The 20,499-nt window shown below is 43.2% G+C and carries 25 protein-coding genes and 2 tRNA genes; 15 read left to right on the forward strand and 12 right to left on the reverse strand.

The genetic code is table 11. From position 1 onward, the window contains the following. The first annotated feature begins 53 nt into the window (after positions 1 to 53). The 6 genes from yihA (at position 54) to GJU87_RS01320 (ending at position 4,114) form a co-directional block, all read left to right on the forward strand. Entirely contained in the window at positions 54 to 656 is a 603-nt protein-coding gene (gene yihA / locus GJU87_RS01295) for a ribosome biogenesis GTP-binding protein YihA/YsxC (protein ID WP_153637859.1), read from the forward strand. Between the two features lie 138 nt (positions 657 to 794). Next, a complete protein-coding gene (locus GJU87_RS01300; protein ID WP_106542395.1) occupies positions 795 to 1,730 on the forward strand; it encodes a ribose-phosphate pyrophosphokinase in 936 nt (311 codons plus the stop codon). A 202-nt stretch (positions 1,731 to 1,932) separates the two neighbouring features. Next, positions 1,933 to 2,517 (forward strand): 50S ribosomal protein L25/general stress protein Ctc, encoded by a 585-nt coding sequence (locus GJU87_RS01305; RefSeq protein WP_153637860.1) that lies wholly within the window; start codon positions 1,933 to 1,935, stop codon positions 2,515 to 2,517. A gap of 15 nt (positions 2,518 to 2,532) precedes the next feature. Further along, a complete protein-coding gene (gene pth / locus GJU87_RS01310) occupies positions 2,533 to 3,096 on the forward strand; it encodes an aminoacyl-tRNA hydrolase (protein WP_153637861.1) in 564 nt (187 codons plus the stop codon). Between the two features lie 38 nt (positions 3,097 to 3,134). After that, positions 3,135 to 3,515, forward strand: a complete 381-nt coding sequence (locus GJU87_RS01315) for an RNA-binding S4 domain-containing protein (RefSeq protein ID WP_153637862.1) — start codon at positions 3,135 to 3,137, stop codon at positions 3,513 to 3,515. Between the two features lie 56 nt (positions 3,516 to 3,571). Further along, entirely contained in the window at positions 3,572 to 4,114 is a 543-nt protein-coding gene (locus GJU87_RS01320) for a DUF4924 family protein (protein WP_153637863.1), read from the forward strand. Between the two features lie 12 nt (positions 4,115 to 4,126). Here the strand turns inward: GJU87_RS01320 and GJU87_RS01325 are convergent, their stop codons facing one another. After that, entirely contained in the window at positions 4,127 to 4,549 is a 423-nt protein-coding gene (locus GJU87_RS01325) for a thiol-disulfide oxidoreductase DCC family protein (RefSeq protein WP_153637864.1), read from the reverse strand. Next, entirely contained in the window at positions 4,546 to 5,559 is a 1,014-nt protein-coding gene (locus GJU87_RS01330; protein WP_153637865.1) for an N-acetylmuramoyl-L-alanine amidase, read from the reverse strand. The genes GJU87_RS01325 and GJU87_RS01330 overlap by 4 nt, the downstream gene beginning before the upstream one ends. 154 nt (positions 5,560 to 5,713) lie before the next feature. Here GJU87_RS01330 and GJU87_RS01335 point away from each other — a divergent pair, with 154 nt between their 5' ends. From GJU87_RS01335 to GJU87_RS01355, 5 genes are all read left to right on the forward strand, one after another. Continuing rightward, positions 5,714 to 6,517 (forward strand): 5'-nucleotidase C-terminal domain-containing protein, encoded by an 804-nt coding sequence (locus tag GJU87_RS01335; RefSeq protein WP_153637866.1) that lies wholly within the window; start codon positions 5,714 to 5,716, stop codon positions 6,515 to 6,517. Next, positions 6,492 to 7,427 (forward strand): bifunctional UDP-sugar hydrolase/5'-nucleotidase, encoded by a 936-nt coding sequence (locus GJU87_RS01340; protein WP_228491796.1) that lies wholly within the window; start codon positions 6,492 to 6,494, stop codon positions 7,425 to 7,427. Before GJU87_RS01335 ends, GJU87_RS01340 begins: the two co-directional genes overlap by 26 nt. 612 nt (positions 7,428 to 8,039) lie before the next feature. Beyond that, positions 8,040 to 8,129: transfer RNA gene (locus tag GJU87_RS01345), tRNA-Ser, on the forward strand. A gap of 37 nt (positions 8,130 to 8,166) precedes the next feature. Beyond that, a tRNA-Pro gene (locus GJU87_RS01350) sits at positions 8,167 to 8,241 on the forward strand. Positions 8,242 to 8,547: 306 nt separating this feature from the next. Beyond that, entirely contained in the window at positions 8,548 to 8,937 is a 390-nt protein-coding gene (locus GJU87_RS01355; protein ID WP_153637867.1) for a tyrosine-type recombinase/integrase, read from the forward strand. Between the two features lie 543 nt (positions 8,938 to 9,480). Here the strand turns inward: GJU87_RS01355 and GJU87_RS01360 are convergent. The 10 genes from GJU87_RS01360 to GJU87_RS01405 all read right to left on the reverse strand — a co-directional run bounded on the left by GJU87_RS01360 (position 9,481) and on the right by GJU87_RS01405 (position 17,184). Further along, positions 9,481 to 10,089 (reverse strand): alpha-ketoglutarate-dependent dioxygenase AlkB, encoded by a 609-nt coding sequence (locus tag GJU87_RS01360; RefSeq protein WP_153637868.1) that lies wholly within the window; start codon positions 10,087 to 10,089, stop codon positions 9,481 to 9,483. Continuing rightward, complete coding sequence (locus GJU87_RS01365) at positions 10,068 to 10,313, reverse strand: Ada metal-binding domain-containing protein (protein ID WP_153637869.1); 246 nt, start codon at positions 10,311 to 10,313, stop codon at positions 10,068 to 10,070. Before GJU87_RS01365 ends, GJU87_RS01360 begins: the two co-directional genes overlap by 22 nt. Positions 10,314 to 10,316: 3 nt before the next feature. Continuing rightward, on the reverse strand, positions 10,317 to 11,030 hold the full coding sequence (locus GJU87_RS01370; protein WP_153637870.1) for a 2OG-Fe(II) oxygenase: 714 nt from the start codon (positions 11,028 to 11,030) through the stop codon (positions 10,317 to 10,319). An 81-nt stretch (positions 11,031 to 11,111) separates the two neighbouring features. Beyond that, positions 11,112 to 11,954: a methylated-DNA--[protein]-cysteine S-methyltransferase gene (locus GJU87_RS01375; protein ID WP_153637871.1), complete on the reverse strand. Its 843-nt coding sequence runs from the start codon at positions 11,952 to 11,954 to the stop codon at positions 11,112 to 11,114. A gap of 245 nt (positions 11,955 to 12,199) precedes the next feature. Continuing rightward, the gene (locus GJU87_RS01380; RefSeq protein ID WP_153637872.1) at positions 12,200 to 12,583 is read right to left on the reverse strand and encodes a DoxX family membrane protein; all 384 of its coding nucleotides are present in this window, start codon (positions 12,581 to 12,583) and stop codon (positions 12,200 to 12,202) included. Positions 12,584 to 12,903: 320 nt separating this feature from the next. Continuing rightward, positions 12,904 to 13,836 carry a DMT family transporter gene (locus GJU87_RS01385; RefSeq protein ID WP_194831408.1) on the reverse strand — a complete coding sequence of 311 codons (933 nt, stop codon included), beginning with the start codon at positions 13,834 to 13,836 and terminating at the stop codon, positions 12,904 to 12,906. A 335-nt stretch (positions 13,837 to 14,171) separates the two neighbouring features. Then, the gene (locus GJU87_RS01390; protein ID WP_153637874.1) at positions 14,172 to 14,552 is read right to left on the reverse strand and encodes an SDR family NAD(P)-dependent oxidoreductase; all 381 of its coding nucleotides are present in this window, start codon (positions 14,550 to 14,552) and stop codon (positions 14,172 to 14,174) included. Between the two features lie 80 nt (positions 14,553 to 14,632). Then, positions 14,633 to 15,247, reverse strand: a complete 615-nt coding sequence (locus GJU87_RS01395) for a heavy-metal-associated domain-containing protein (RefSeq protein WP_153637875.1) — start codon at positions 15,245 to 15,247, stop codon at positions 14,633 to 14,635. A gap of 292 nt (positions 15,248 to 15,539) precedes the next feature. Then, positions 15,540 to 16,220: a peroxiredoxin-like family protein gene (locus GJU87_RS01400; protein ID WP_153637876.1), complete on the reverse strand. Its 681-nt coding sequence runs from the start codon at positions 16,218 to 16,220 to the stop codon at positions 15,540 to 15,542. A 115-nt stretch (positions 16,221 to 16,335) separates the two neighbouring features. Continuing rightward, entirely contained in the window at positions 16,336 to 17,184 is an 849-nt protein-coding gene (locus tag GJU87_RS01405) for an AraC family transcriptional regulator (RefSeq protein ID WP_194831409.1), read from the reverse strand. 1,186 nt (positions 17,185 to 18,370) lie between these two features. Here GJU87_RS01405 and GJU87_RS21540 point away from each other — a divergent pair. The 4 genes from GJU87_RS21540 to cas6 all read left to right on the forward strand — a co-directional run bounded on the left by GJU87_RS21540 (position 18,371) and on the right by cas6 (position 20,365). Beyond that, a complete protein-coding gene (locus tag GJU87_RS21540) occupies positions 18,371 to 18,493 on the forward strand; it encodes a hypothetical protein (protein ID WP_255454153.1) in 123 nt (40 codons plus the stop codon). Between the two features lie 34 nt (positions 18,494 to 18,527). Further along, positions 18,528 to 18,755 carry a hypothetical protein gene (locus GJU87_RS01410; RefSeq protein ID WP_153637878.1) on the forward strand — a complete coding sequence of 76 codons (228 nt, stop codon included), beginning with the start codon at positions 18,528 to 18,530 and terminating at the stop codon, positions 18,753 to 18,755. 119 nt (positions 18,756 to 18,874) lie between these two features. After that, positions 18,875 to 19,225: a hypothetical protein gene (locus GJU87_RS01415; RefSeq protein WP_153637879.1), complete on the forward strand. Its 351-nt coding sequence runs from the start codon at positions 18,875 to 18,877 to the stop codon at positions 19,223 to 19,225. Between the two features lie 315 nt (positions 19,226 to 19,540). Next, complete coding sequence (gene cas6, locus GJU87_RS01420; protein WP_153637880.1) at positions 19,541 to 20,365, forward strand: CRISPR-associated endoribonuclease Cas6; 825 nt, start codon at positions 19,541 to 19,543, stop codon at positions 20,363 to 20,365. The last annotated feature ends 134 nt before the right edge of the window (positions 20,366 to 20,499 follow it).

Consider the following 20,499-nt stretch of genomic DNA (forward strand, 5'->3'; position numbering starts at 1 on the left):
TATATCGAAGGGGAATGGCTGGCAACGTTCCCCTTTTTAATCACGAATGACTTATGCAGATTAATAGCGCCAAATTTGTTATCAGCAATACCGACCCCGCGAAATGTCCGAAAAGCGATCGGCCCGAGTATGCGTTTATTGGACGCTCGAATGTAGGGAAGTCGTCGCTGATTAACATGCTGACCAATCATAAGAAGCTGGCCAAAACATCCGGACAACCGGGGAAGACCCAGCTGATCAATCACTTTCTGATTAACAACGAATGGTACCTGGTCGATTTACCCGGCTATGGTTACGCCAAAGTGATGCGTAATCAGCGCAATAAGTGGATGAATTTTATTCGTGAATACATGCTTTCGCGGAAAAACCTTTATTGTGTGATGGTGCTGATTGATATCCGTCTGGAGCCGCAGGAAATCGACCTGGACTTTATGAACTGGCTGGGAGTAAGCGGAATTCCATTTGCCATGGTTTTCACCAAAGCAGACAAATTGGGAAAAACGCAGGTCGATAAAAACCTGGCGGCTTACCGGCGCGAGATGCTGAAGAGCTGGGAAGAATTGCCTCCGCACTTTGTTACATCGGCTACTTCGGAAACAGGAAGAGATGAGGTTCTGGACTTCATTCAGCAGATTAATGATGGAAGCTACGAATAAGTAAGTAACGCTCGCCGGATGCATTCGGCTTGCTGTATTTTTGATAAAAAGTGATTTTACCCATTTAGTAGTTGAGGCATTATTGTTACATTTGCGCACCTGAACTACATGCAACTTCAAACTTGAAAATCAGAGGAAATGGCTGGAAATGCTCCCATCAAAATCTTTTCAGGAACCCAAACCCGTTATTTAGCAGAAAAAATATCCAGTAGTGCCGATTTGCACCTGGGGCGATCGTCTTGCCCGGTTTTTTCGGACGGCGAATTTGAGCCATGCTACGAAGAGACCATTCGCGGTTCTCACTGTTTCATTGTCCAGTCGACTTTCCCGCCGGCTGATAACATTCTGGAACTGTTGCTGATGATTGACGCTGCCAAACGGGCTTCGGCTTACAAAATTATTGCGGTTATTCCTTACTTTGGATACGCCCGTCAGGACAGGAAAGACAAACCGCGCGTTTCGATTGGTGCCAAACTAATGGCCGACATGCTTTCAGCCGCCGGAATCGACCGGTTGATTACCATGGATTTGCATGCCGATCAGATTCAGGGATTCTTCGATGTACCGGTTGATCACCTGACGGCTTCAACTTTGTTTATTCCGCATATCCGGAAAATGAACCTGGAGAACCTGGTGGTAGCTTCACCGGATGTGGGTGGAACCAAACGGGCTAACACGTACGCCAAATTATTGGGAACTGACATGGTGATTTGCCATAAATCGCGCAGCCAGGCCAATGTGGTTGGTAATATGACCGTTATTGGCGACGTGAAAGGGAAAGACGTGGTGATTATCGATGACATGATAGATACTGCCGGAACCATTGCCAAGGCTGCTAATCTGATGAAAGAAAAGGGAGCTAACAGCGTACGTGCGTTCGCTACACATGCTGTTCTTTCTGGTCCGGCATACGAACGAATTGATGAATCGGATCTCGACGAGATTTATTTTACCGACTCCATCCCGTTAAGGAAAAAGTCGGAAAAGATTAAAATTATTTCGTGCTCCGGTCTGATTGCTGACGTTATTCAGAAGGTTTACAAGAACGAATCAATCAGTACTTCGTTCATTTAATGATATTTGACAGACGTAATCCGTTGAAAGACTTTGCCGGAGATTGTGTGTGAAAATTCTCCTTACGTGAAGATTTCACCGGATTATTTGCTATATTTGCGCCCGATTTTGCAGCATACCTTTACTGGTGTGATGCGGATGCCTTCCTGAAAAAGGAGGGAGATCTGAGTAAGCACTTAAAAATTAAATTAATTTATTTACGATGAAAACGTTTGAAGTAAAAGGTACTGCCCGTACAGCAGTAGGAAAAAAAGAGACGAAAAAACTGCGCGCCGAAGGTAAAGTTCCTTGCGTACTTTATGGTGGCGAAGAGCCGATTCACTTTGAGGCTGAAGCAGGTGAATTCCGTCATGTAATCTATACACCCAATGTTTATCTGATTAACATTGAAATCGGTGGAAAGAAATACCAGGCTATCATGCAGGACATTCAGTTCCATCCGGTAACTGACGAGATTTTGCACATCGACTTCCTTCGCATTACCGAAGACAAGCCGGTTAAAATCAACATTCCTGTTAAACTCACTGGTTTTGCAAAAGGTATCCAGAAAGGTGGACGTCTGAAAACCAACCTCCGCGTATTGCGTGTAAAAGGTTTGGCAAAAGACCTGCCCGATACAATCAATATCGATGTAACTGCACTGGAATTAGGTGAAAGTATTCGTGTAGGTGATGTTCAGGCTGCAGGTCTGGAAATCCTGAATAACAAGTCTGTTCCGGTAGCCAGCGTAGTAATCACCCGTGCAGCACGTGCGGCAATGACTGCAGCTGCCAAAGGCGGAAACTAATAAAGCAATTGTGTTTTGAAGTACCTGATAGTAGGTTTAGGAAATATCGGGGAAGAATATCAAAATACCCGACACAATATCGGATTTAAAATATTGGATGCTCTTGCCGGAGCGTCCAATATTTCTTTTAGCGATAAGCGTTATGGCGCTGTCGCTGAAATGAAACATGCCGGGCGCACCTTCATTCTCCTGAAACCTTCCACGTATATGAACTTGAGTGGAAGGGCGGTGCATTACTGGATGCAGAAGGAGAAAATCCCGGTCGACAAGGTTCTGATTCTGGTGGATGACCTGGCTTTGCCGCTGGGAAAAATCCGTCTGCGGGCCAAAGGGAGCGATGCCGGTCACAATGGTTTGAAGAACATTAACCAGGTGTTGGGCCGCCAGGACTACGCCCGTTTGCGGTTTGGTATCGGTGACGATTTCCCGAAAGGATACCAAATTGACCATGTACTTGGAAAGTGGTCGCCGGAAGAGGAAGATGTCCTTCCCGAACGAATCGAGCTTTGTATCGATATCATCAAGGCTTTTGGAACCATCGGCGTTCACCGGGCCATGAGCCAGTTCAATAACAAATGACCTTTGTTGTTGCCATCTCCGTTTTATAATTTTGCATCATGGAAGATCAGGTTCGTGTAGATAAATGGCTGTGGGCTGTGCGGGTTTTCAAAACCAGGAGCATTGCTACGGATGCCTGCAAGAAAGGACGGGTAACCATTGATGGACAATCGGTGAAACCTTCGCGGACGTTAAAACCCGGTGAGGTGATCGAAGTGCGGAAAAATCCGGTGAGGTATTCGTACAAAGTGAAGCAGCTTATCCAGAAGCGGGTGGGAGCTAAACTGGTTCCGGAATATATGGAAGACGTCACACCGGCCTCGGAACTGGAAATTCTGGAAATGCAGAAGAACATGAGCTGGTTCGAACGCGAACGGGGAACGGGGCGCCCAACCAAAAAAGAGCGCCGCGATATCGACCGGTTCAAAGGAGACTGGTAATCTCTCCATCTTTTCATCGCTTTTCAAATTCAAATCAACACTAAAATTTTTGTTCGATGTTAATTGCTCGTCAAAAACGGAAAGAGAATATTGTTGAGTACATCCTCTACATGTGGCAGTTGGAAGATCTGATTCGGGCCAACCAGTTCGATATGGAGCGCATCCGCAAAAATATTGTGGACAAGTTTGACAGTAAGGACGGAGAACGGGAGGAGATAGCCCGTTGGTATGAAAACCTGGTTCTGATGATGGAGCGTGAGAATATCAAGGAGAAAGGACATCTGCAAATCAATAAGAACCAGGTGAATGATTTGTATGAATTCCATTTGTTGGTGACGAAAAGCGGCCAGCTTCCGCAGTACGATATGCTGTTCCGTCAGGCCAAGCCGTTTATCGATGAGTTTTCCGTGAAAGCGGGAGGTGCCGGAGAAAATGATATTGAAACAAGCCTAAATGCTCTGTATGGGGTGTTGCTGTTAAAACTGAAAGGCGAAGATGTATCTCCGGGTACGTTGGCTTCGGTGAAGATGTTCAGCCAGTTCTTGGCGCACCTGGCGCAATATTACAAGCAATACGAAAGCGGAAAACTGGAGTTGTAGCCATTACGATTTTCAGTCGAGAAAGCGGTGCGCAATTTCCGGTGACGGAATTTCGCAAACCTCTTTCTTGCCAAACCAACGATACCGGTTTCGGGCTATCCAGTGATAAACTTTATCCCGGAAGGAAACCGGCAAAACGTTAAAGATAACCAGCCAGTTCCACGGAGCTTTCAGGTGACGGGCAATCCGCAAGGCAGCTGTCGAAGCGGTAAAAACCTGGTTCTTCTCGATAAGAACGACGCTGTCTGCATCTTCCGGAAGAGCATATTGGTAGCGAACTTCAGAGGCAAATTTCCCTTGCAACGGAGCAAAGCGGTAGCGCGGACTCTTCTCATATTTCAGAATAAACCGAACAGATGCGTTGCATAGGTTACATACGCCGTCGAAAAGGATGACGGGCCCTATTCCTTCCTTATTTCTATCTCCGGAATTCATTGACGCGATTGATAGTCTTTGACGATTCCTTCGGTCAGCCAATCCGCCAGTGCCTGTCGATTATCGGGGTAGATGAGTCGCTGCTGATCGCGTGTGTGGTTGATGTTCCCCATTTCGATGTAAACCGCCGTGGGGTTGGTTCGTGTGAGCATGTATAGCCGCCTGCTCGTTACGGTGCCGTTGTATCCACGATTCGGTTGGTTCTCCTTATAATTTACTTTCATGGAATGGCGCATCGCTTCGGCCAGTTGTTCACCGCTCTTGCTTTTTTCGAAGTGATAGAAGAAAAGGTCGATGTTTCGGTGCCGGTTCCGCGCATCCACATGGATGACGATGCATCGTTTATATTTGGATGACGGGTCTCGCTTGTACAGCTCATTCACCGTGGCCGCCCGTTGACGAAGCCGTTCGTTTTGGTCGAGCGGTATTTTCTGGTGTGGGTAACAATATTCATCCGAACGATTCTCTAAATAATATTCGTCGCGGATTCCGTCTTTCGGGTCACGAATAATGAAATATACTTTGGCTCCGTGTTGAATCAGCGCTCTGCCCAGTCGCAATGTGACGTCGTAGGCATATTCGTCTTCGGTTAACCGGTGCTTACCAATTTTCCCCATCGCTCCCGGATCAGGACCTCCGTGTCCGCTTACGAGGTAAAATACAGCGCCTTCCAGTTTTCGGTCCTGAATCCGCACCTTCTCGTACTCTTTACCAAACAGTGGTTCTTCGGCATACAATGTGGCTACCGGAAGCAGATAGCTTTGTCCCTCATATAAAGTATTGTTCGGCCCCAGCTTCGACTTATTCAGTTCGATGAATTTATTCAGATATTCGCCGGCAGGAAGACCATTTCTTTCCAGTAAGTTATAAATACCGTCGCCTCTTTTCGCTTTTACTTCCGGGTGGTCTGAATTCTGCGCAAAGCTATTCCCAAACCAAAAGAGAATAAAAATGGTGTGGATGGTAATACGGATGAGAATGGAGGGAGATTCGGGAATCTTTTTGTGCATTAGGTTGGTGCCTTTTTTAATCCTACTTCACTTTTTTGCTAAAATAACCTCAGTTTCAGACAAAATCAATACTTCTGAAGAGGTATTTACCAATTAACCTTGTTCCGTCATAAATAGTTTAGGGAATGTTTTGTTATTTTCAACCATTACAAAAATGAATAGACTTTTGTTTCCACTGATGAAAATTGAACGAATGCGGAAGTTTTTCCTGTTGCTGGTATTGGCATCGGCCCTGGCATCGTGTCAGCAGCATACTGCAACTGTTGGCCAGGCACAGTATCAGAACATCAAACTGGATTCCACACTGAAGGTGTCGGCCGACCCTAAAATTCAAGCCCAAATACAACCTTATCGCGATAGCCTGGAGGCACAGATGTCCCAAAAACTTTGTGTTGCTCAGGAGGCGCTGCTTGCCGGAAGACCGGAAAGTCTGCTGGGAAATTTTGTGTCCGATTTGGTTTTGGCTGAAGGGAAAGCAATCTGTCAAGAGAAATATCCGGATGTCCATCCTGCGGTGAGCTACATGAACCGGGGAGGTTTTCGGGCACCCATCCCGAAAGGAGAAGTGACGGTAAAAAATATCTTTGAACTGATGCCTTTCGAAAATGAAGTGGTTTTGCTGAAGTTGAAAGGCAGTGATTTGCGTCGTTTGATGAATCACATGGCTTCGCGGGGCGGAGAAGGTGTTGCCGGAATGCGTTTCGGTATCCGGAAAGACAAAGCCATCAAATGTCGCGTTGACGGAGAGCCGCTGGATAACGACAAAACGTACTGGATGGTAACGAGTGATTATTTGGCCGATGGCGGTGATGGTAGCAAGACGTTATCGAAGAATCTGCAGCGGATAAATACCGGTGTGAAGCTGCGTGATCTGATTATCGCTCATATGCGGAAGCTGGGTGAAGAAGGAAAGATGGCAACAGCAAAACTCGATGGGAGGATTTATCATGCAAAATAGGAGAACGTTTATCAAGAACCTGGCGGCCGGCTCGGTTGGTGTAGGCTTGTTGGGAAAAGCTGCCGTTTCGCTGGCTGCTAAGAGTGATGACTACACCAAATTGAGCATTCTGCATACCAATGATTGGCACTCGCATATCGATCCGTTTCCGGCCGATGCGCCCCGTCATGCAAACGAAGGGGGAATGGCTCGTCGTAGTGCGTTGATCAATCAAATACGAAAAGAAGAAAAGAATATTCTGCTGCTTGATGCCGGCGATGTTTTCCAGGGAACTCCCTATTTCAACTTCTATAAAGGAAAGCTGGAGTTTGAACTGATGAGCGAAGTCGGTTATGATGCAGCCACCATTGGAAACCACGAGTTCGACAATGGTTTGGAAGGAATTGACAAGCAATTGCCGCATGCGAAATTCCCGTTTATCTGCTCCAATTACGATTTTTCCGATACCATCCTTGCCGGGAAGACGATGAAGAACAAAGTATTCGAGCGGGGAGGAATCAGGATTGGAGTATACGGACTCGGTGTTGAACTGAACGGTCTGGTGGCACCCAACAACTTTGGGAAAACCCGTTACCTCGACCCGTTGAAGGTGGCGTTGGAACAGGAGAAATACTTACGTGAAGAACAGGGAGCGGACATGGTTGTCTGCCTCTCGCATCTGGGATACAAATACCGGGACGACAAAGTGAGCGACCAGGTGATCGCAGATAATACCTATGCTACCGATCTGATTATTGGCGGTCATACGCATACGTTCCTCGAACGTCCGGAAATGCATACCAACAAAGCTGGCAAGCAGATTTTGGTGAACCAGGTAGGATGGGCCGGTTTGCTCCTCGGACGTATCGACTTTTACGTAACGCGCAAAGGAGATACCAAACCGGAATATACGGCAATCCCAATCAAGTAAATACAACAAAGACTGTTAAAAGATATTCCCCGGCCGGAAATGGTTGGGGATTTTTGTATGGCAAAAAGGAAGTGAGAGCGATATTCGTTTTGAAGAAGACATAAAAAAACCGCATTAACCCCTAGTTGTGTAAAACCCCGATGAAACAGGATTTGAGTGCCTGACTGGTCAGACTTCCAATGGCAGTAAAACTGCCTCCACCCGAAAGTGGAGTAAGGCCTGTCTTAGCAATCATAAGCTTACTCGGTACTATTAATAACGTTGAGTTTACCAATATACAGGAATTAATGCGGAAACATTATTTCGTTTTCAATGAACGTTCTTAACTATCACTACATCGAAAGTACACCGCATCTCCCAATTTTCCAAGCGTTCGGGCGCTTTTTTATGCTCATGTTCCATATTCGGAGGTAAACCTCTCTGATTCTTAAATCATTGAGAAAACCTGTTTTGCAATATTTAACGTTTATGTTAATATGCGTACTGTAATGTACATAAAATCAACATGATGTGTTGTGATGTTAAGTTAAAGTGCAGGTGGCCGTTATTTTTTGTAAAAATTATTTTGAGCAAGTGAAAATCATTTCTACATTTGCAGCACCCAAAATCAACGGAGAGGTGGGTGAGTGGCTGAAACCAGCAGTTTGCTAAACTGCCGTACGGGTAACCGTACCGGGGGTTCGAATCCCCCTCTCTCCGCCACATCAGCGGATTCCTCCGGGAGTCTTTTTTTACGATTCGGGGTGTAGCGCAGTCCGGTTAGCGCACCTGCTTTGGGAGCAGGGGGTCCCAGGTTCGAATCCTGGTACCCCGACGAATCAAGATTCATTCTGAATCAAAAGCCTGTTAATCGTATGATTAGCAGGCTTTCTTATTTTTTGTCATATCAATTCAAACCATTAAAAACCGGTTGCCGTGTGAACTATAAGGTGACCTTTTTTTTGTGATTAATTTTGGTTCATCGTTGGCGCTGCATGGCTAGTAAATACTGGGTGTTTGAAAGGTTGTCGTTTGACCCGGTTTAGGTGGTTTAGATGCAGAATAGAGCGATTTAGGACACTTTTAGGTGACCTATTAGGTGACCATCCAAGTGATTTCATCTTTTTTAAAACGAATTGATATGAAAAGGAAAGTAATGACTGCTACTTTGGGCGTTCATTTTGTCATACGGAAGAGCAAGCTCATAGGGGGCAAAGCGCCTATTTATGCCCGTGTTACAGTGAATAAAGAGCGCTGTGAAATTTCTATCAAAAAATTTGTTGATGTCAAAGTCTGGAATCCACAAAAAGGGAGGGGGCGAATCCTTGCGGATGAATACAAAAACCTTACTTTTCATCTGTCACGCCACACATTTGCCACCACCATAACTTTATGTAATGGTGTTCCGATTGAATCGGTCGGCAAAATGCTGGGGCATTCCAAATTGAGTACAACTCAGATTTATGCAAAAGTGGTAGAGACAAAATTGGGCAAGGAGATGAGTAAATTGAGGGATAAGCTGGGCGAATAAGTATTGAATTTAAAGAATGATTTTTCTTCATATAGAAGAAGGACTCTGCAATGAATGTCAGCCGATGACGATTATGGTTTTGATGACTTTTTGAGCTGTTTTTTGTTGACTTGTAACTGTCGGTTTTTGTTTCCTTTTTTTCGGTACAATTTCTTTAGTGAACCATTGGCGCTTTTGAAATTGGAATCTCAATTGGAAGATTACACCGTCTTTTGGTGGGTGAGGGATATGTTTTGGAATTTTTCCCGGGAAGTGACGTCTTCTTTGAAACCTGACTTTCACTAGGCTCACCCCCGCATGGTTTAGAGTTGGACAGCTTAAATAACATGCAGAAAACACATATCATGGTAACTAGCAAAATAATATGGAGAACTAATTTTTTGAATCGGATTTGTTCTTTCATTGCGGTAATTCCAATTCGAAATATGGATATAGAGTCATAACTCCACTTGATGTGAGTCAAGAATTAGACGGGGTGATTAATAATTGAAATTAAAATGCGGGATGCGGATATAAAAGAATCTCTTTTTAATATTCTGCTTGCTAGCGGATAATCGTGCGAAATGTCAGATTTATTCTGGGTTGATGAACCTTTCTCATTTTAGGTAAACTGTGTAACCAGTGAGTCTGAGTCTCATCTTTCATGATTAAAAGACTACCATGCGCTAAAGCGAAGGAGAGTTTTTCTTTTGTGTGTTTGTGTTTTAAGCTGAATTTGCGTTCAGCGCCGAAGCTCAAAGAAGCAATGGTGCCGTTCTTTTTTAAATCTTTTTCAGCATCACTGTGCCAGGCCATCCCTTCTTCACCTGAGTGATACAGATTTAGTAAACAAGAATTGAATTTCTCGTTTATTTTATTCTCAACAAGAGCTTTGAGTTCCAGTAGTTCGTTTGTCCAGGACAAAGCCCGGCGTGTTACACCGGAGTAAGCATAGTCATAATTTTCATCTCCATACCATGCTACTTCTCTTTTTGTCAGAAGGTGTTTCCCATATACTATAGCTTCATCATGCTTCCACTGAATTGAGGTCAGCAGATATCGCAGGTAATCGTCGGCCTTCTGCTTTGACAGTATTCTACCAAAGTAATTCACGGTTCCGTCTTTGGGCAGAAGGTTTTTATTCTCGTTGATCAGTGTGTTGAACAAATCCATTTGTGATATTCTTTCTTCATGCAATTTCCACAAGGCCTGTACCCCCTTTCGAGGGCTTCCTGTTCGGAAGTAAAAAACAGACGATTTTCCTGTTTCATCTTTTTACCAGAGGAACAGGAAAGTGTTCCGTAGATTTTTAATTTTCCGTTACCGGCAAATGTGAGTTCATGATGTCTAATCTTTGAGTGCAAACTGGCCTTGTCTATTTCTGTGTGCCGGATCATGAGCTAAGACTGTGCATCATGAAATATGATTCCTAATGTATGTCTTTTCCCTGAATGTAATTCACTGACACCGTGTTTCATTGCAGCCCTGTAATATCCGTTGTTCCCCTTCGCCGGACGGAAATTGGTCGGAAATATCAGCATATCGCCTTTTCGAGGCGTTAAAACAATCGCCTTTGATTGAGCTCTGGGAGTTTGTTGGATCAATACGAATTCACCTCCTTCGTAATCCATACCTGGTTCATTAAGGAATAAGACCAGCTGCATCGGAAAGTAAACTTCACCGTATAAATCCTGATGCATGGTATTGAATCCGCCTTTTTCGTAGCGCAATATTAGCGGAGTTGGCTTGTCCTGACGATTGTCGAGACAAAGCTTCCGTAAATCGTCTAATGCTGACGGGAAAGATTTCCCGGTCCGGAGAACTCGCATCCAGGAATTGGCAATAGGAGCAAGATAGGGATATACCTTGCTTCTGATTGTTTCGATTAAATCGGGCAGTGGATAATCGAAGTATTTGTATTCACCTAGACCAAACCGGTGACGGGCCATTACTACTTTTTTACGATAGCCTTCGGGTTGGTCATAAAGAGCCAGCAATGTTTTACAGGATTCTTTGGATAAGAATTTTGAAATAATTGCGTATCCTTTCTGATGAAGTTCTTCGCCAACAGTCGGCCAGTCGATTTTGTCTATTCTTTTTTCAATCGGTTTCATTATATCCCTTTTTATCGACAAGAATTTGATGGTGTAAAGGCGAGACGAAATAATTGTTATGGAAATCCGAATCTTACTCGATTAATCATTTAGTTTGGCTGCCTCCCAGCCAATAATCGCCGATTTTCGCGCTGTTCCCCAGCGGTAACCGCTTAGCATTCCCGTGGATTGAATTACTCTGTGGCATGGGATCAAGTAGGCTACGGGATTTTTCCCAATTGCAGAGCCGACACCTCTGGAGGCTGTAGGCTGCTCGATCTCGCGGGCTATATTCCCATACGTGGACAATCTTCCCAACGGAATTTTCAGTAACGACTCCCATACTTTTAACTGGAACTTCGTTCCTTTCAGATGGAGTTTGACCTCGTTCAGTTTACTCCAGTCACGAGTGAAAATATTCAGTGCATTTTCCTGAATTAAATCAGTATTTTGCCGGAATAGCGCATTGGGAAACTGATTTTGTAAAATCGCAAATGCGCCTGTCTGCTTTTCATAAAATGATAGATGACAAATACCCTTGGGGGTTGAAGCAACCAGGATATTACCAAAAGGGCTTTCGGCAAAACTGTAATTAATATGAAGTTTCTCTCCGCCATTTTTATATTCAGCAGGCGTCATACCTTCAATCGAAACAAAAAGATCATGAAGTCTACCGGTTCCTGAAAGGCCTGTTTCAAAAGCCGTATCGAACAGCGTAGCCCGATTTTCTCTCAATAGTTTTTTAGCATACTCAACGCTCGTGTATTGTAGGAACTTCTTTGGGGTCGTCCCCGCCCATTCAGCGAAAAGCCGTTGAAAATGAAAGGGGCTGAGATGAACTTGCTCTGCAATTTCTTCGAGGCTGGGTTGTTTCCTGAAATTATTTCTTAAGAAATGAATGGCCTCTTCAATTCGGGCGTAATTGTAGGTTTCTTGCTTTTCCATGATTTTATTATTTGCCAGTTTCTGATACAAACATCGGAAAGCTCAAATCGTCATACTACCCGAATCTTGCTATTATTCACCTTTCTCACAAACAACCAGTTTTTGGTAGATAAAACCTTTGCGGGGCTTACCTGGTTATCCGGAATTTCTGTAAATTTCCAGGAAACTCCTTCCGGGACATCGGAATAGGAAGAAATGCTCGGCGCTTTCTTTAATGAAGTTTCAGAACGGAAAATTATGTTCCTTTAGATGCTCATTGGCCATGGCTGTGGTACGAAAAGGAGCATTGTCAAGCATCCTGCAAGCGCCAGATTTTTGGTGAAATTTATTCTCTCGGTCATTCTGGTCATCGGGTCCTTGAATCTCCAGAATGTATGTACAGTTAACGTTACGGGCAGGAGGAACATGATTAATGAAACCACGCCGAAGTCTGGTTCAAAACCTGTAAGAATGCTTGAGCCGCCCAACAATAATAACACACCTCCTGCGATGACCGCTGTTCCCGCCATTGGTACTCCCCTCGATTTAGCAAAATTGCTAACCATATTGAACTGAAAAAAATGATGACTTGCATTTTCCAAAAAGTAGATGCCTACAACTACTCTTGCGACTAAAAACAGTATTTCCATCTTGAATTTCTCGGTTTAACAGTGAAAATTTTGATGATATTTTTTGCGTCATTGCCTTTCAGGCAATATTTATGATTGATGAGGTGTTATTCTATCTATTATCACGAAGTTGGGTATTGGTTCCAGTGTTTCAATTAGAGGTTGAACCTGTGGGTATCGTTCTTGCTTGGTGTTATATGGGAAATGTGTGTCCCACATGACGCACACTAAAACATACACTTTTAATCTTTATGGATAGCACAACTTTTTGTTTCATTTTTTATGTGAAATTTGTTTAATGCCAAATAAAATTTTGTCAATCCTTTTTTGAGTCTATGAAGTCATTGTTTTCTTAACCTTAAAATGACCTCGTTACCCAACGTTTTGGTGTTGACAAGGAATACTCCGCCCAGAATTACCGAAAACCACACAAAAAAGAAGGAGGAAAGTTGTTCCCCGTCCAGCAGACCCCATGCTATTGCAACTGCAGGAATCAGATAAGTAACCGATGATGCAAAAACGGCGGTCGTTATTTTTATCAGATAATTATGGATAATCAACGCAAGGCCGGTTCCAGCGACTGCTAAAATTGCAATATAACCTATACCGTTCCATGCCTCAGGATGCAATGCCAATTTGTGAATAACAGGTGTAAAAATTAAAGTATAGATTAATGTTGGAATGCCTGTAAAGAAAAATGACATGACAACAATGTCCAATGCATTGATTCCTTTAAAGAAATGCTTTATAAAGTTTATGTTGACTCCATAAAGTATTGTTGCAAAAACCACCAGTGAAGCATAAAATGTATCTCCTTGCAGTTTCCCTTTGCTGTTAGAGAGAATTAGGCCAATGGCTCCTAATAGCCCAATGAGTACTCCAAGAACATTAAACCAATTTGTTTTTTGCTTGAAAAAAAGAAGTCCGATTATCAGTGTGAACAATGGAGTTAATGAATTTAAAGTTCCTGCCAAGGCACTATCTATTCTGGTTTCTGAAGTGGCAAATAGTATGGCAGGCGCCAAACTTCCTATAGTTCCCGAAATGGTCAGAAAAAGAAAGTATTTTCGTTCAATGATCCTAAGCCTTTTTATAGCAAAGGGCAATAAAACCATAAAAGCTATGCTGATACGAAGCAAACCAACTTCCCTACCAGTAAAATAAATCAATCCCTTTTTCATCAAAATGAAAGAGCTTCCCCATACCAACATCAGAGCGAAGAGTAAAATCCATGAAAGAGGACCTTGGCTTGTTACTTTATAGTTCCTAATCATAAGTTGATAGATTATTGGATTATGGGATCTCATTCGTATCCTCTCTTACTTGCTTTTACTATACAAATTGTCGTTTTCTGTTTTGTAAAACCTTAAATAAAACTTGGTGATCGGCCTTTATTTGTAGTCAGTTTACTTCTTGCATTGTTGTTTTTTTAATTTTCTTCAAGTTATATGTCGTTTCAAGAGCTTATATCCGTCAAATGGACGGTGACTGGGAGTGACAACCCGGACTTTTGGAAACTTTTGACGGTCGACTAGTCGGTTTCCACATCGCTTTCGACTATTGTTCCAACGGTTAATCGAAACCAGTAATACGCTCATTTGTTTATTTCTTACCAAGAAATCTCTTTTTTATCATGGAAGAATTTCCCTGATGGTTCTTGATTTACTGAAAATGGTTCAAAAGCACCGAAGAAATTAGTCTCAAGTGTCTCTCTGATAGTTGACTCTTTGGAATCAAGTGTGGAAACTCCTTTATCCAACAAAACTCCGGCATTGTTAACTAAAATGTCTATCCGACCGTATTGCTTTTCGACGAACGCAACGGCGGAGAATATGCTCACTGGATTTGCGATATCCAGTTCCAATATATCGATATGCAGATTCTCATGCTGAAATTCGGTTTTCAAACGAATCCCTTTAGGGAAATCCCGGACGTCGACTATCACTTTTAAGCTTCTTTTGCCTAATCGTCTGACAACCTCTTTCCCTATCCTTCGGTTGGACGGTTACCAGGGCGATCTTGCTCTTTTTTCCATGCTTTTGCAGATTTGTAAAACTTCGGTTTTTGTGATTAGGCACTTTGAATTGCTGCTATCAACTTCTCCATCTTCGGACGTTCAAACTTCATTTTTGTGGATTTCAACTTTTTATTCTCAAAAACGAGTTGTTCCATAAAAGTCACGGGGGGAACAGATTTGTTCGTGTGCATATCATAAATCACACAAGCTTCATCTCCATCTAAAAAAATGGCCCGGATTTCATTTTTCAGGATACCAGCATGTCCGGAAGAAGCGTGTTCAGCCAACATATTAATGAAATCGCTTGCTGAGTTTGTTTTCATACCACCATCAAATTCAAAATTTGGGTGAAGGCAACTTCTGAGTTTTTCATCGTCAAATTGTCCAATCGCTGTAACGTAATCAATAACAAGCTTTCGGTACTGCTCTGAACGAGTTTCCCCTGTTTCTTCTGCCTCGTCTTCCGCTTCAGATATTTTGTACAGAGTATTTGACAACGCGCGCTGTAAAACCGCTATTTGAACTATGTTTTTCGAGTCGATTGTGCCTTGACCACTTTCGAGATCAATATCAACCTTATCTACGCCATCAACTTTTATTAGGCTGTCATGCACCAGTTTTTTACAGCCCTCGCAAGTCATTCCTGTAATTTGATACGATTTTTTCATTTTAAATATGTTTTAGAATTGATAAAATGGGTTATTCCCGATTCTGATAAGAGCAACTGTTCTAGCAGTCAAAGTCGTTTGATTCGGGTTCGAATGGTTTCTTTTATTTTTTGCCTGTCATATTCAACTGAGTACGCTTTCCTGTTTCCGGGGAAAGCCGCAAAGTACCGTTCACTTCAAACAGAGAAACCATTGGGTAAATTGGTTGGGAGGCGAAAAATCCTATGCCGGACGATTATTGAAGGTTCGGAAATATAATAGATGTTTCCCCAGTTGACCTTTCTTTTTGTTGTTATGTAATTTTCAAGGACGAATTCGCTCGTGACCAGTTGGAGTAGTCTGGAGCGACTGATTCCTGAACAATATGCAGCAATTCGTTAACCGACCATTGGTCATCGGCGTGTTCACCATACTTACAGTCGATTAACCAACCGTCTTTGTCAATCAGAAAATCGGCCGGGAGGCCAAAGCTTCCGCCATCCGGATTGACAGGAGGTACAACACTCTGTTTTTGGATGATCTCTCCCACACTGTGGAGGACGGCACGAAGAATTGGCCACCAGGCCCTCGGATTGAGCAAAGCCTTTGGTGATGATTCGACTCCAAATTTGGTATAGAGTAGTTTGTTCGGGTCTGCAACAACCGCAAATGGTAGCTTGTCTGCATAAACTAGCAAATCATCAACCGATGAATGGAAGATAACCACTTCCTGAATACCTGCTGAAACAATATCCCGATATCTGCGGACATAGGTTTGTAAATGTAAATTGCAAACCGGACATCCGGCAAATCGCCTGAACTGCAGATGAACCAGTTGCTTTTTCGAGGGAATTCGAATCGGAACTCCTCTAATGGTAACAAGTTCCTGAAGGGGGATGTATTCCCCGGGATGTATCTTGTTGATTAACAATTTAGACGGTCCTGATTTTTTGTCTCCTTTGCGATCCCTTTTTCTTTTAGTTTCTGCTCTCATCTTCGTTATTGATTTCCAAACAAAAATATCGCGAAGAGATATTCATGCATTGTAAAAAATTTACATGCCACTATGTAAAATATAAATGTTACAGCGCCGAAATTAGCCGGCGACTTCAATAAAGGACTTTGGAATGGAGAAATGTTGTACAGGTGGGTGCCGAATCAATAAAAGCCTGAGGTTGTATGTTGGCAAAGTGCTTAAATTCTTTGATCAGATGCGATTGATCGTAAAAGCCATTTTTGTAAACGATGCCCGACCAGTCAATACTATCGGAGGCCGTCGTTTGTAAATCATTTAAAACCTGATTGAATCGTTTGATGCGCTGAAAGTATTTTGGTGTAACCCCAATGTGCTTTTTGAACAGCTGGATTAGATGTTTTTGAGAATAACCGGTCTTTTTAATGAGTACCGGAAGTGGATGGTCAATGTAATTTGTGACGTAGCCGACGACTTGAGCGGCAAGGTTCAGTTGCCCATTGATTCGATTTAAGAAGAACTGCTCAATTTTCATGAAAATATCCGGAATTGCCGAACAATCATGAAGCTCCTCCCAAAGCCGTGAAATTGAATTCCCCAACAGTAATTCAGCATCAATAATTTCGTCCTCAAGTTCCCACTGTGGAATTTGTGTTAAAGCGTGAAAGCCGCCCGGTCGAAACCGAATATACACAATCGTTTCATTTCCCCTCAGCCGGTAAATATGCTGCCTTCTTTGTATGCCCGATACCCAGGCTTTTTTTGTTCGCCGGGTTGCTGCATCCGAGATTATCGTCCGTTCTTCGCCATCCAGATGAATCAATAGTTGTACCGTTCCATCCGGTATGATCTTTTCAAAGGGATAATCCAGGTTATGGCCCCTGCAATAGGTTATGGAATCGATGTATTGGCTGAGCGACGCAGATGGTTCGTGTGGTATTATCGTTAGTTTGCTTTCGTGTAGTTTATTCATGTACTCCAGCATGTTCTGAAATCTTTTTGAAGCGCCAATGCCTCGTATTCCGACTGGAAACTGTATTGATTCACCGGACAGGTTTATTTGAAGGTCGTTCTTATCTGTAGTTTCTGATAATAATCTTCCGTATTGGTAATGAATAAGCAGATCTTTTACAGGCTGATTAAAATATAGTGAAAGTTTGTAAATATGGTCCCGGGTAATCTGCGTTCTGCCCCTTACAATATTCTCCCAACGGGCGGGTGAGAGTTCTAACATCGAGGCGATTTCTTGCGACGAACTTCCTTTTTCGAGTTGAAGTTTTTGTATATATGAACCAATTATTTGCATACATTGTTGAATTCTGCTCAAATTCTTATTTCTCTTGAACGAAGACTATAGGCTATTGTTTCAGACTCCTGGTTTGGGCTAATATAGAACCAGTGAATGGACTTGTCTTGTAAAAAATTTACCTTAATCCGCGAGCTGTGATTTTTGGGGTTGACAAATAGGAAGAAAGGTCGTTTTATCAGGATTTCCATACATACTCTATAATTCCGCAACCGCCTGCATGTTTTGCCGGCAATGCCCGGTGTTGCTTCATTTTTCACACCTGCTATGGCCTTAGACGCCATCATAACTTTTCTACCGATTGGTCCCCGGATACTAAAAAAACATTGAATTCTCATAAGAAAAGGGAGAGGCCAGGGGGCGTTGTTACTTAGATGTCAGGCGGTCTTGTTTTTCTGTCCAAAGTAAAGGCGGGAAAGGACCGATGAGAAATACTTAATTAATTGCAAAAACAAAGAGTTAATATATAATCACTGTTGATGTAATTTTCCCGCCTTTGAGCTAATGTATAAAGGAATAGCGGGAAACAACAGTGTATGTACTTATATCTGTATTTTTCCAGGAAACTGTAAAGAGACTGTCGCAATATTAAATTTATCATCTACAATCCCGTCATTCTTACGAAATATTTTGTGCGGTTCTGATGAATGAACACCACAATGTCAGTAAATTAAACTCTTGTTTAGATTGACTCTTAACGATATAATGATTAAGTTAGGCTATCATTTTGGTTCAACCGGGCGATCGCCCGGCTAGCCACAGACAGAAAACAATAGCATCAGTTTACGGGGGAAAAAAGAAAACAACCGGAATCAACGGGTGATTCCCGGCTGAAAGTGACAAGTATAATCTTAAACTGAGACTGATGAAACGACTGACGAACAACCTTTTGACCCGACAGGGAAATCTCACTCCGGAGGTAACCGGTTCCCGTGTTTATCCTATCAATGAGAAAAATAGCCTGCTCGCTCAGGGGCGGAGAGACTAAGCCGATCAATCATTTACCTACCAATCCTATACACATGAAAAAAGACAAGAAAAGCGGCCTGCGAAAGTTGGGCGAAACCTTGCTCAAAAAAGGCCTTCCCCTGTTAGGAAGCATTGTTACCGGCGGTGCATCCGACCGGATTATTAACCTCCTCAAAGGCGCAACCGGCATTCTCGACGATGACCCGGAAGCCATCGAACAACACGACGGCTGGTCCCGCATCCACGTCGAAGGGTGTGTGAGCGGTAGGTATTTGGGGTGAGTTTTCCCACCCCGTCAGTGGTTGTTAAACCCTGACGGTGGTATATGGGGAGAAGATCAAACCACTGTCGGGGTCTCTGAGCACCAACAGGAATTCGGATCCATAAAAAACACGAACAGATGAAAAACAAAGAAGAGAACAACGATGATAAAATTTCCGGCGCTTTAAAGCTCATTGGCGATAAACTGCCTCAAATTACTGCCGAGATCATGCGCCTGGCCCAACTTCCGGTTCTCACACCTGAAGAGGAAGTAGAGTTGACCCGGTTGCTCGCGATTATAAAGCAATTGAAACCGTTGCTGGAGAGTGCAAAGGAGTACCTGGACCGGAAGCTCCTGGGTAACTCCATCAGCTTTTACTATGCGGTGAAGGAGAAGGCCGAACAAGGCAATCCCGACGCCCAAAAAATTATTGCCGATTTGGGACCGCTATACCAGCAAATGCTTCTTGACGACATCGAAGAGAATTAGCTGTTCGCTCCCATCCCTTTCAGTTGTTGTAGACCTGATGATAGTTAAAAAAACAGGAAAAGGACACAGATTAACGATATGGTGAAAAAGCGGTCAAGTTATTTTTTGCAAAATTACATTTTATTGATAAATTCAATCTTCCAAACGCTTTGCTTTTTACCTACCCATTTTACTAAGATTGCTGTTGAGGAGTTGCCCTCTTCAAAGCAAAGGCCTAAGCATATAGGATGTTTTTGAATGTCTGATAAGGATGTAAACTCCGAAATGTTGTAACTAAACAAGACCAACAAATGAATAAACTAACGTCAAACCGAAATGAGATTCCAACTTACATTTCATCGTACAGGTAAGCAACGAATGTTACCCATGGATTACCAGTATTTCATAGGAGCGTGGGTGTATAAAGTATTGAGGCGTGCTGACGGAGAATTTGCTGAGTTTCTTCATGCTGAGGGATATAAAACCGAAAAGAAACGTTTCAAGTTATTTAGTTATTCTCCTTTAGAACTGGGGCGTCCAAAAGTTTGGAAAGAGAAAGCCCTTTTTGAATTGCAGCGTGATATGCTAATTCTGAAGGTCGCCTTTCACCTGAGCGAGGCTGCAGAGAGATTCATTATCGGCCTGTTCAATCAACAGGAATTCTTCCTGGGTGACCGTTTTAACGGAATCGACCTAACAGTGTCGGGCGTTGAACGTCTTTCGGAACCCATGGTTGCATTAAAAAGCAAATACCGGGCAACATCGCCTGTCGTAATCAGCACCTGGGAGGAAGGCGATAAATATGCACAGTACCTTTCGCCTAAGGACAAACGATACGAAGAGCTCCTGAAACAGCATCTGGTGCATAAATACGATTCAGTACCCGGGGTGGAACCTTTGCCCCATGATTTTCCTTTTCGGTTTACACTAACCAGCACTCCCAAATCGAAACTCACTACGATTAAACCTTATTCACCCGGCGAAAGCAAAGTGCGGGGCTTTAAATACCATTTCGAGCTGACAGCTCCGGCTCAGCTGCATCAATTGATTTTATCGGCCGGCATGGGCGAGAAAAATGCCACCGGCTTCGGCTGGGTGGAGCCCTCCCCGTCAGTGGTCTCAGCCCCTCACAGTGCTAAACAACCGACAAACATAAAATAACAAACCAAAACGAAAAACCATGAAAAAAGCAACAGACCCGGAACCGCCGGAAATCGGACCCCGTCAGCAGTGATAACCCCTTACAGTACGTATCGAAATAATCGCACCTCCTTCCGGAAAACAGACGTTTCGGA

The sequence above is a fragment of the Prolixibacter sp. NT017 genome, from assembly GCF_009617875.1.
Classification (GTDB): domain Bacteria; phylum Bacteroidota; class Bacteroidia; order Bacteroidales; family Prolixibacteraceae; genus Prolixibacter.

What these genes read in the sequence shown, in the direction of transcription:
- yihA (WP_153637859.1), top strand. Translation starts at nt 54, where the DNA reads ATGCAGATTAATAGCGCCAAATTTGTTATCAGCAATACCGACCCCGCG.
- GJU87_RS01300 (WP_106542395.1), top strand. Translation starts at nt 795, where the DNA reads ATGGCTGGAAATGCTCCCATCAAAATCTTTTCAGGAACCCAAACCCGT.
- GJU87_RS01305 (WP_153637860.1), top strand. Translation starts at nt 1,933, where the DNA reads ATGAAAACGTTTGAAGTAAAAGGTACTGCCCGTACAGCAGTAGGAAAA.
- GJU87_RS01315 (WP_153637862.1), top strand. Translation starts at nt 3,135, where the DNA reads ATGGAAGATCAGGTTCGTGTAGATAAATGGCTGTGGGCTGTGCGGGTT.
- GJU87_RS01320 (WP_153637863.1), top strand. Translation starts at nt 3,572, where the DNA reads ATGTTAATTGCTCGTCAAAAACGGAAAGAGAATATTGTTGAGTACATC.
- GJU87_RS01325 (WP_153637864.1), bottom strand. Translation starts at nt 4,549, where the DNA reads ATGAATTCCGGAGATAGAAATAAGGAAGGAATAGGGCCCGTCATCCTT.
- GJU87_RS01330 (WP_153637865.1), bottom strand. Translation starts at nt 5,559, where the DNA reads ATGCACAAAAAGATTCCCGAATCTCCCTCCATTCTCATCCGTATTACC.
- GJU87_RS01335 (WP_153637866.1), top strand. Translation starts at nt 5,714, where the DNA reads ATGAATAGACTTTTGTTTCCACTGATGAAAATTGAACGAATGCGGAAG.
- GJU87_RS01340 (WP_228491796.1), top strand. Translation starts at nt 6,492, where the DNA reads ATGGGAGGATTTATCATGCAAAATAGGAGAACGTTTATCAAGAACCTG.
- GJU87_RS01355 (WP_153637867.1), top strand. Translation starts at nt 8,548, where the DNA reads ATGAAAAGGAAAGTAATGACTGCTACTTTGGGCGTTCATTTTGTCATA.
- GJU87_RS01360 (WP_153637868.1), bottom strand. Translation starts at nt 10,089, where the DNA reads ATGGATTTGTTCAACACACTGATCAACGAGAATAAAAACCTTCTGCCC.
- GJU87_RS01365 (WP_153637869.1), bottom strand. Translation starts at nt 10,313, where the DNA reads ATGATCCGGCACACAGAAATAGACAAGGCCAGTTTGCACTCAAAGATT.
- GJU87_RS01370 (WP_153637870.1), bottom strand. Translation starts at nt 11,030, where the DNA reads ATGAAACCGATTGAAAAAAGAATAGACAAAATCGACTGGCCGACTGTT.
- GJU87_RS01375 (WP_153637871.1), bottom strand. Translation starts at nt 11,954, where the DNA reads ATGGAAAAGCAAGAAACCTACAATTACGCCCGAATTGAAGAGGCCATT.
- GJU87_RS01380 (WP_153637872.1), bottom strand. Translation starts at nt 12,583, where the DNA reads ATGGAAATACTGTTTTTAGTCGCAAGAGTAGTTGTAGGCATCTACTTT.
- GJU87_RS01385 (WP_194831408.1), bottom strand. Translation starts at nt 13,836, where the DNA reads ATGATTAGGAACTATAAAGTAACAAGCCAAGGTCCTCTTTCATGGATT.
- GJU87_RS01395 (WP_153637875.1), bottom strand. Translation starts at nt 15,247, where the DNA reads ATGAAAAAATCGTATCAAATTACAGGAATGACTTGCGAGGGCTGTAAA.
- GJU87_RS01400 (WP_153637876.1), bottom strand. Translation starts at nt 16,220, where the DNA reads ATGAGAGCAGAAACTAAAAGAAAAAGGGATCGCAAAGGAGACAAAAAA.
- GJU87_RS01405 (WP_194831409.1), bottom strand. Translation starts at nt 17,184, where the DNA reads ATGCTGGAGTACATGAATAAACTACACGAAAGCAAACTAACGATAATA.
- GJU87_RS21540 (WP_255454153.1), top strand. Translation starts at nt 18,371, where the DNA reads ATGAAACGACTGACGAACAACCTTTTGACCCGACAGGGAAATCTCACT.
- GJU87_RS01410 (WP_153637878.1), top strand. Translation starts at nt 18,528, where the DNA reads ATGAAAAAAGACAAGAAAAGCGGCCTGCGAAAGTTGGGCGAAACCTTG.
- GJU87_RS01415 (WP_153637879.1), top strand. Translation starts at nt 18,875, where the DNA reads ATGAAAAACAAAGAAGAGAACAACGATGATAAAATTTCCGGCGCTTTA.
- cas6 (WP_153637880.1), top strand. Translation starts at nt 19,541, where the DNA reads ATGAGATTCCAACTTACATTTCATCGTACAGGTAAGCAACGAATGTTA.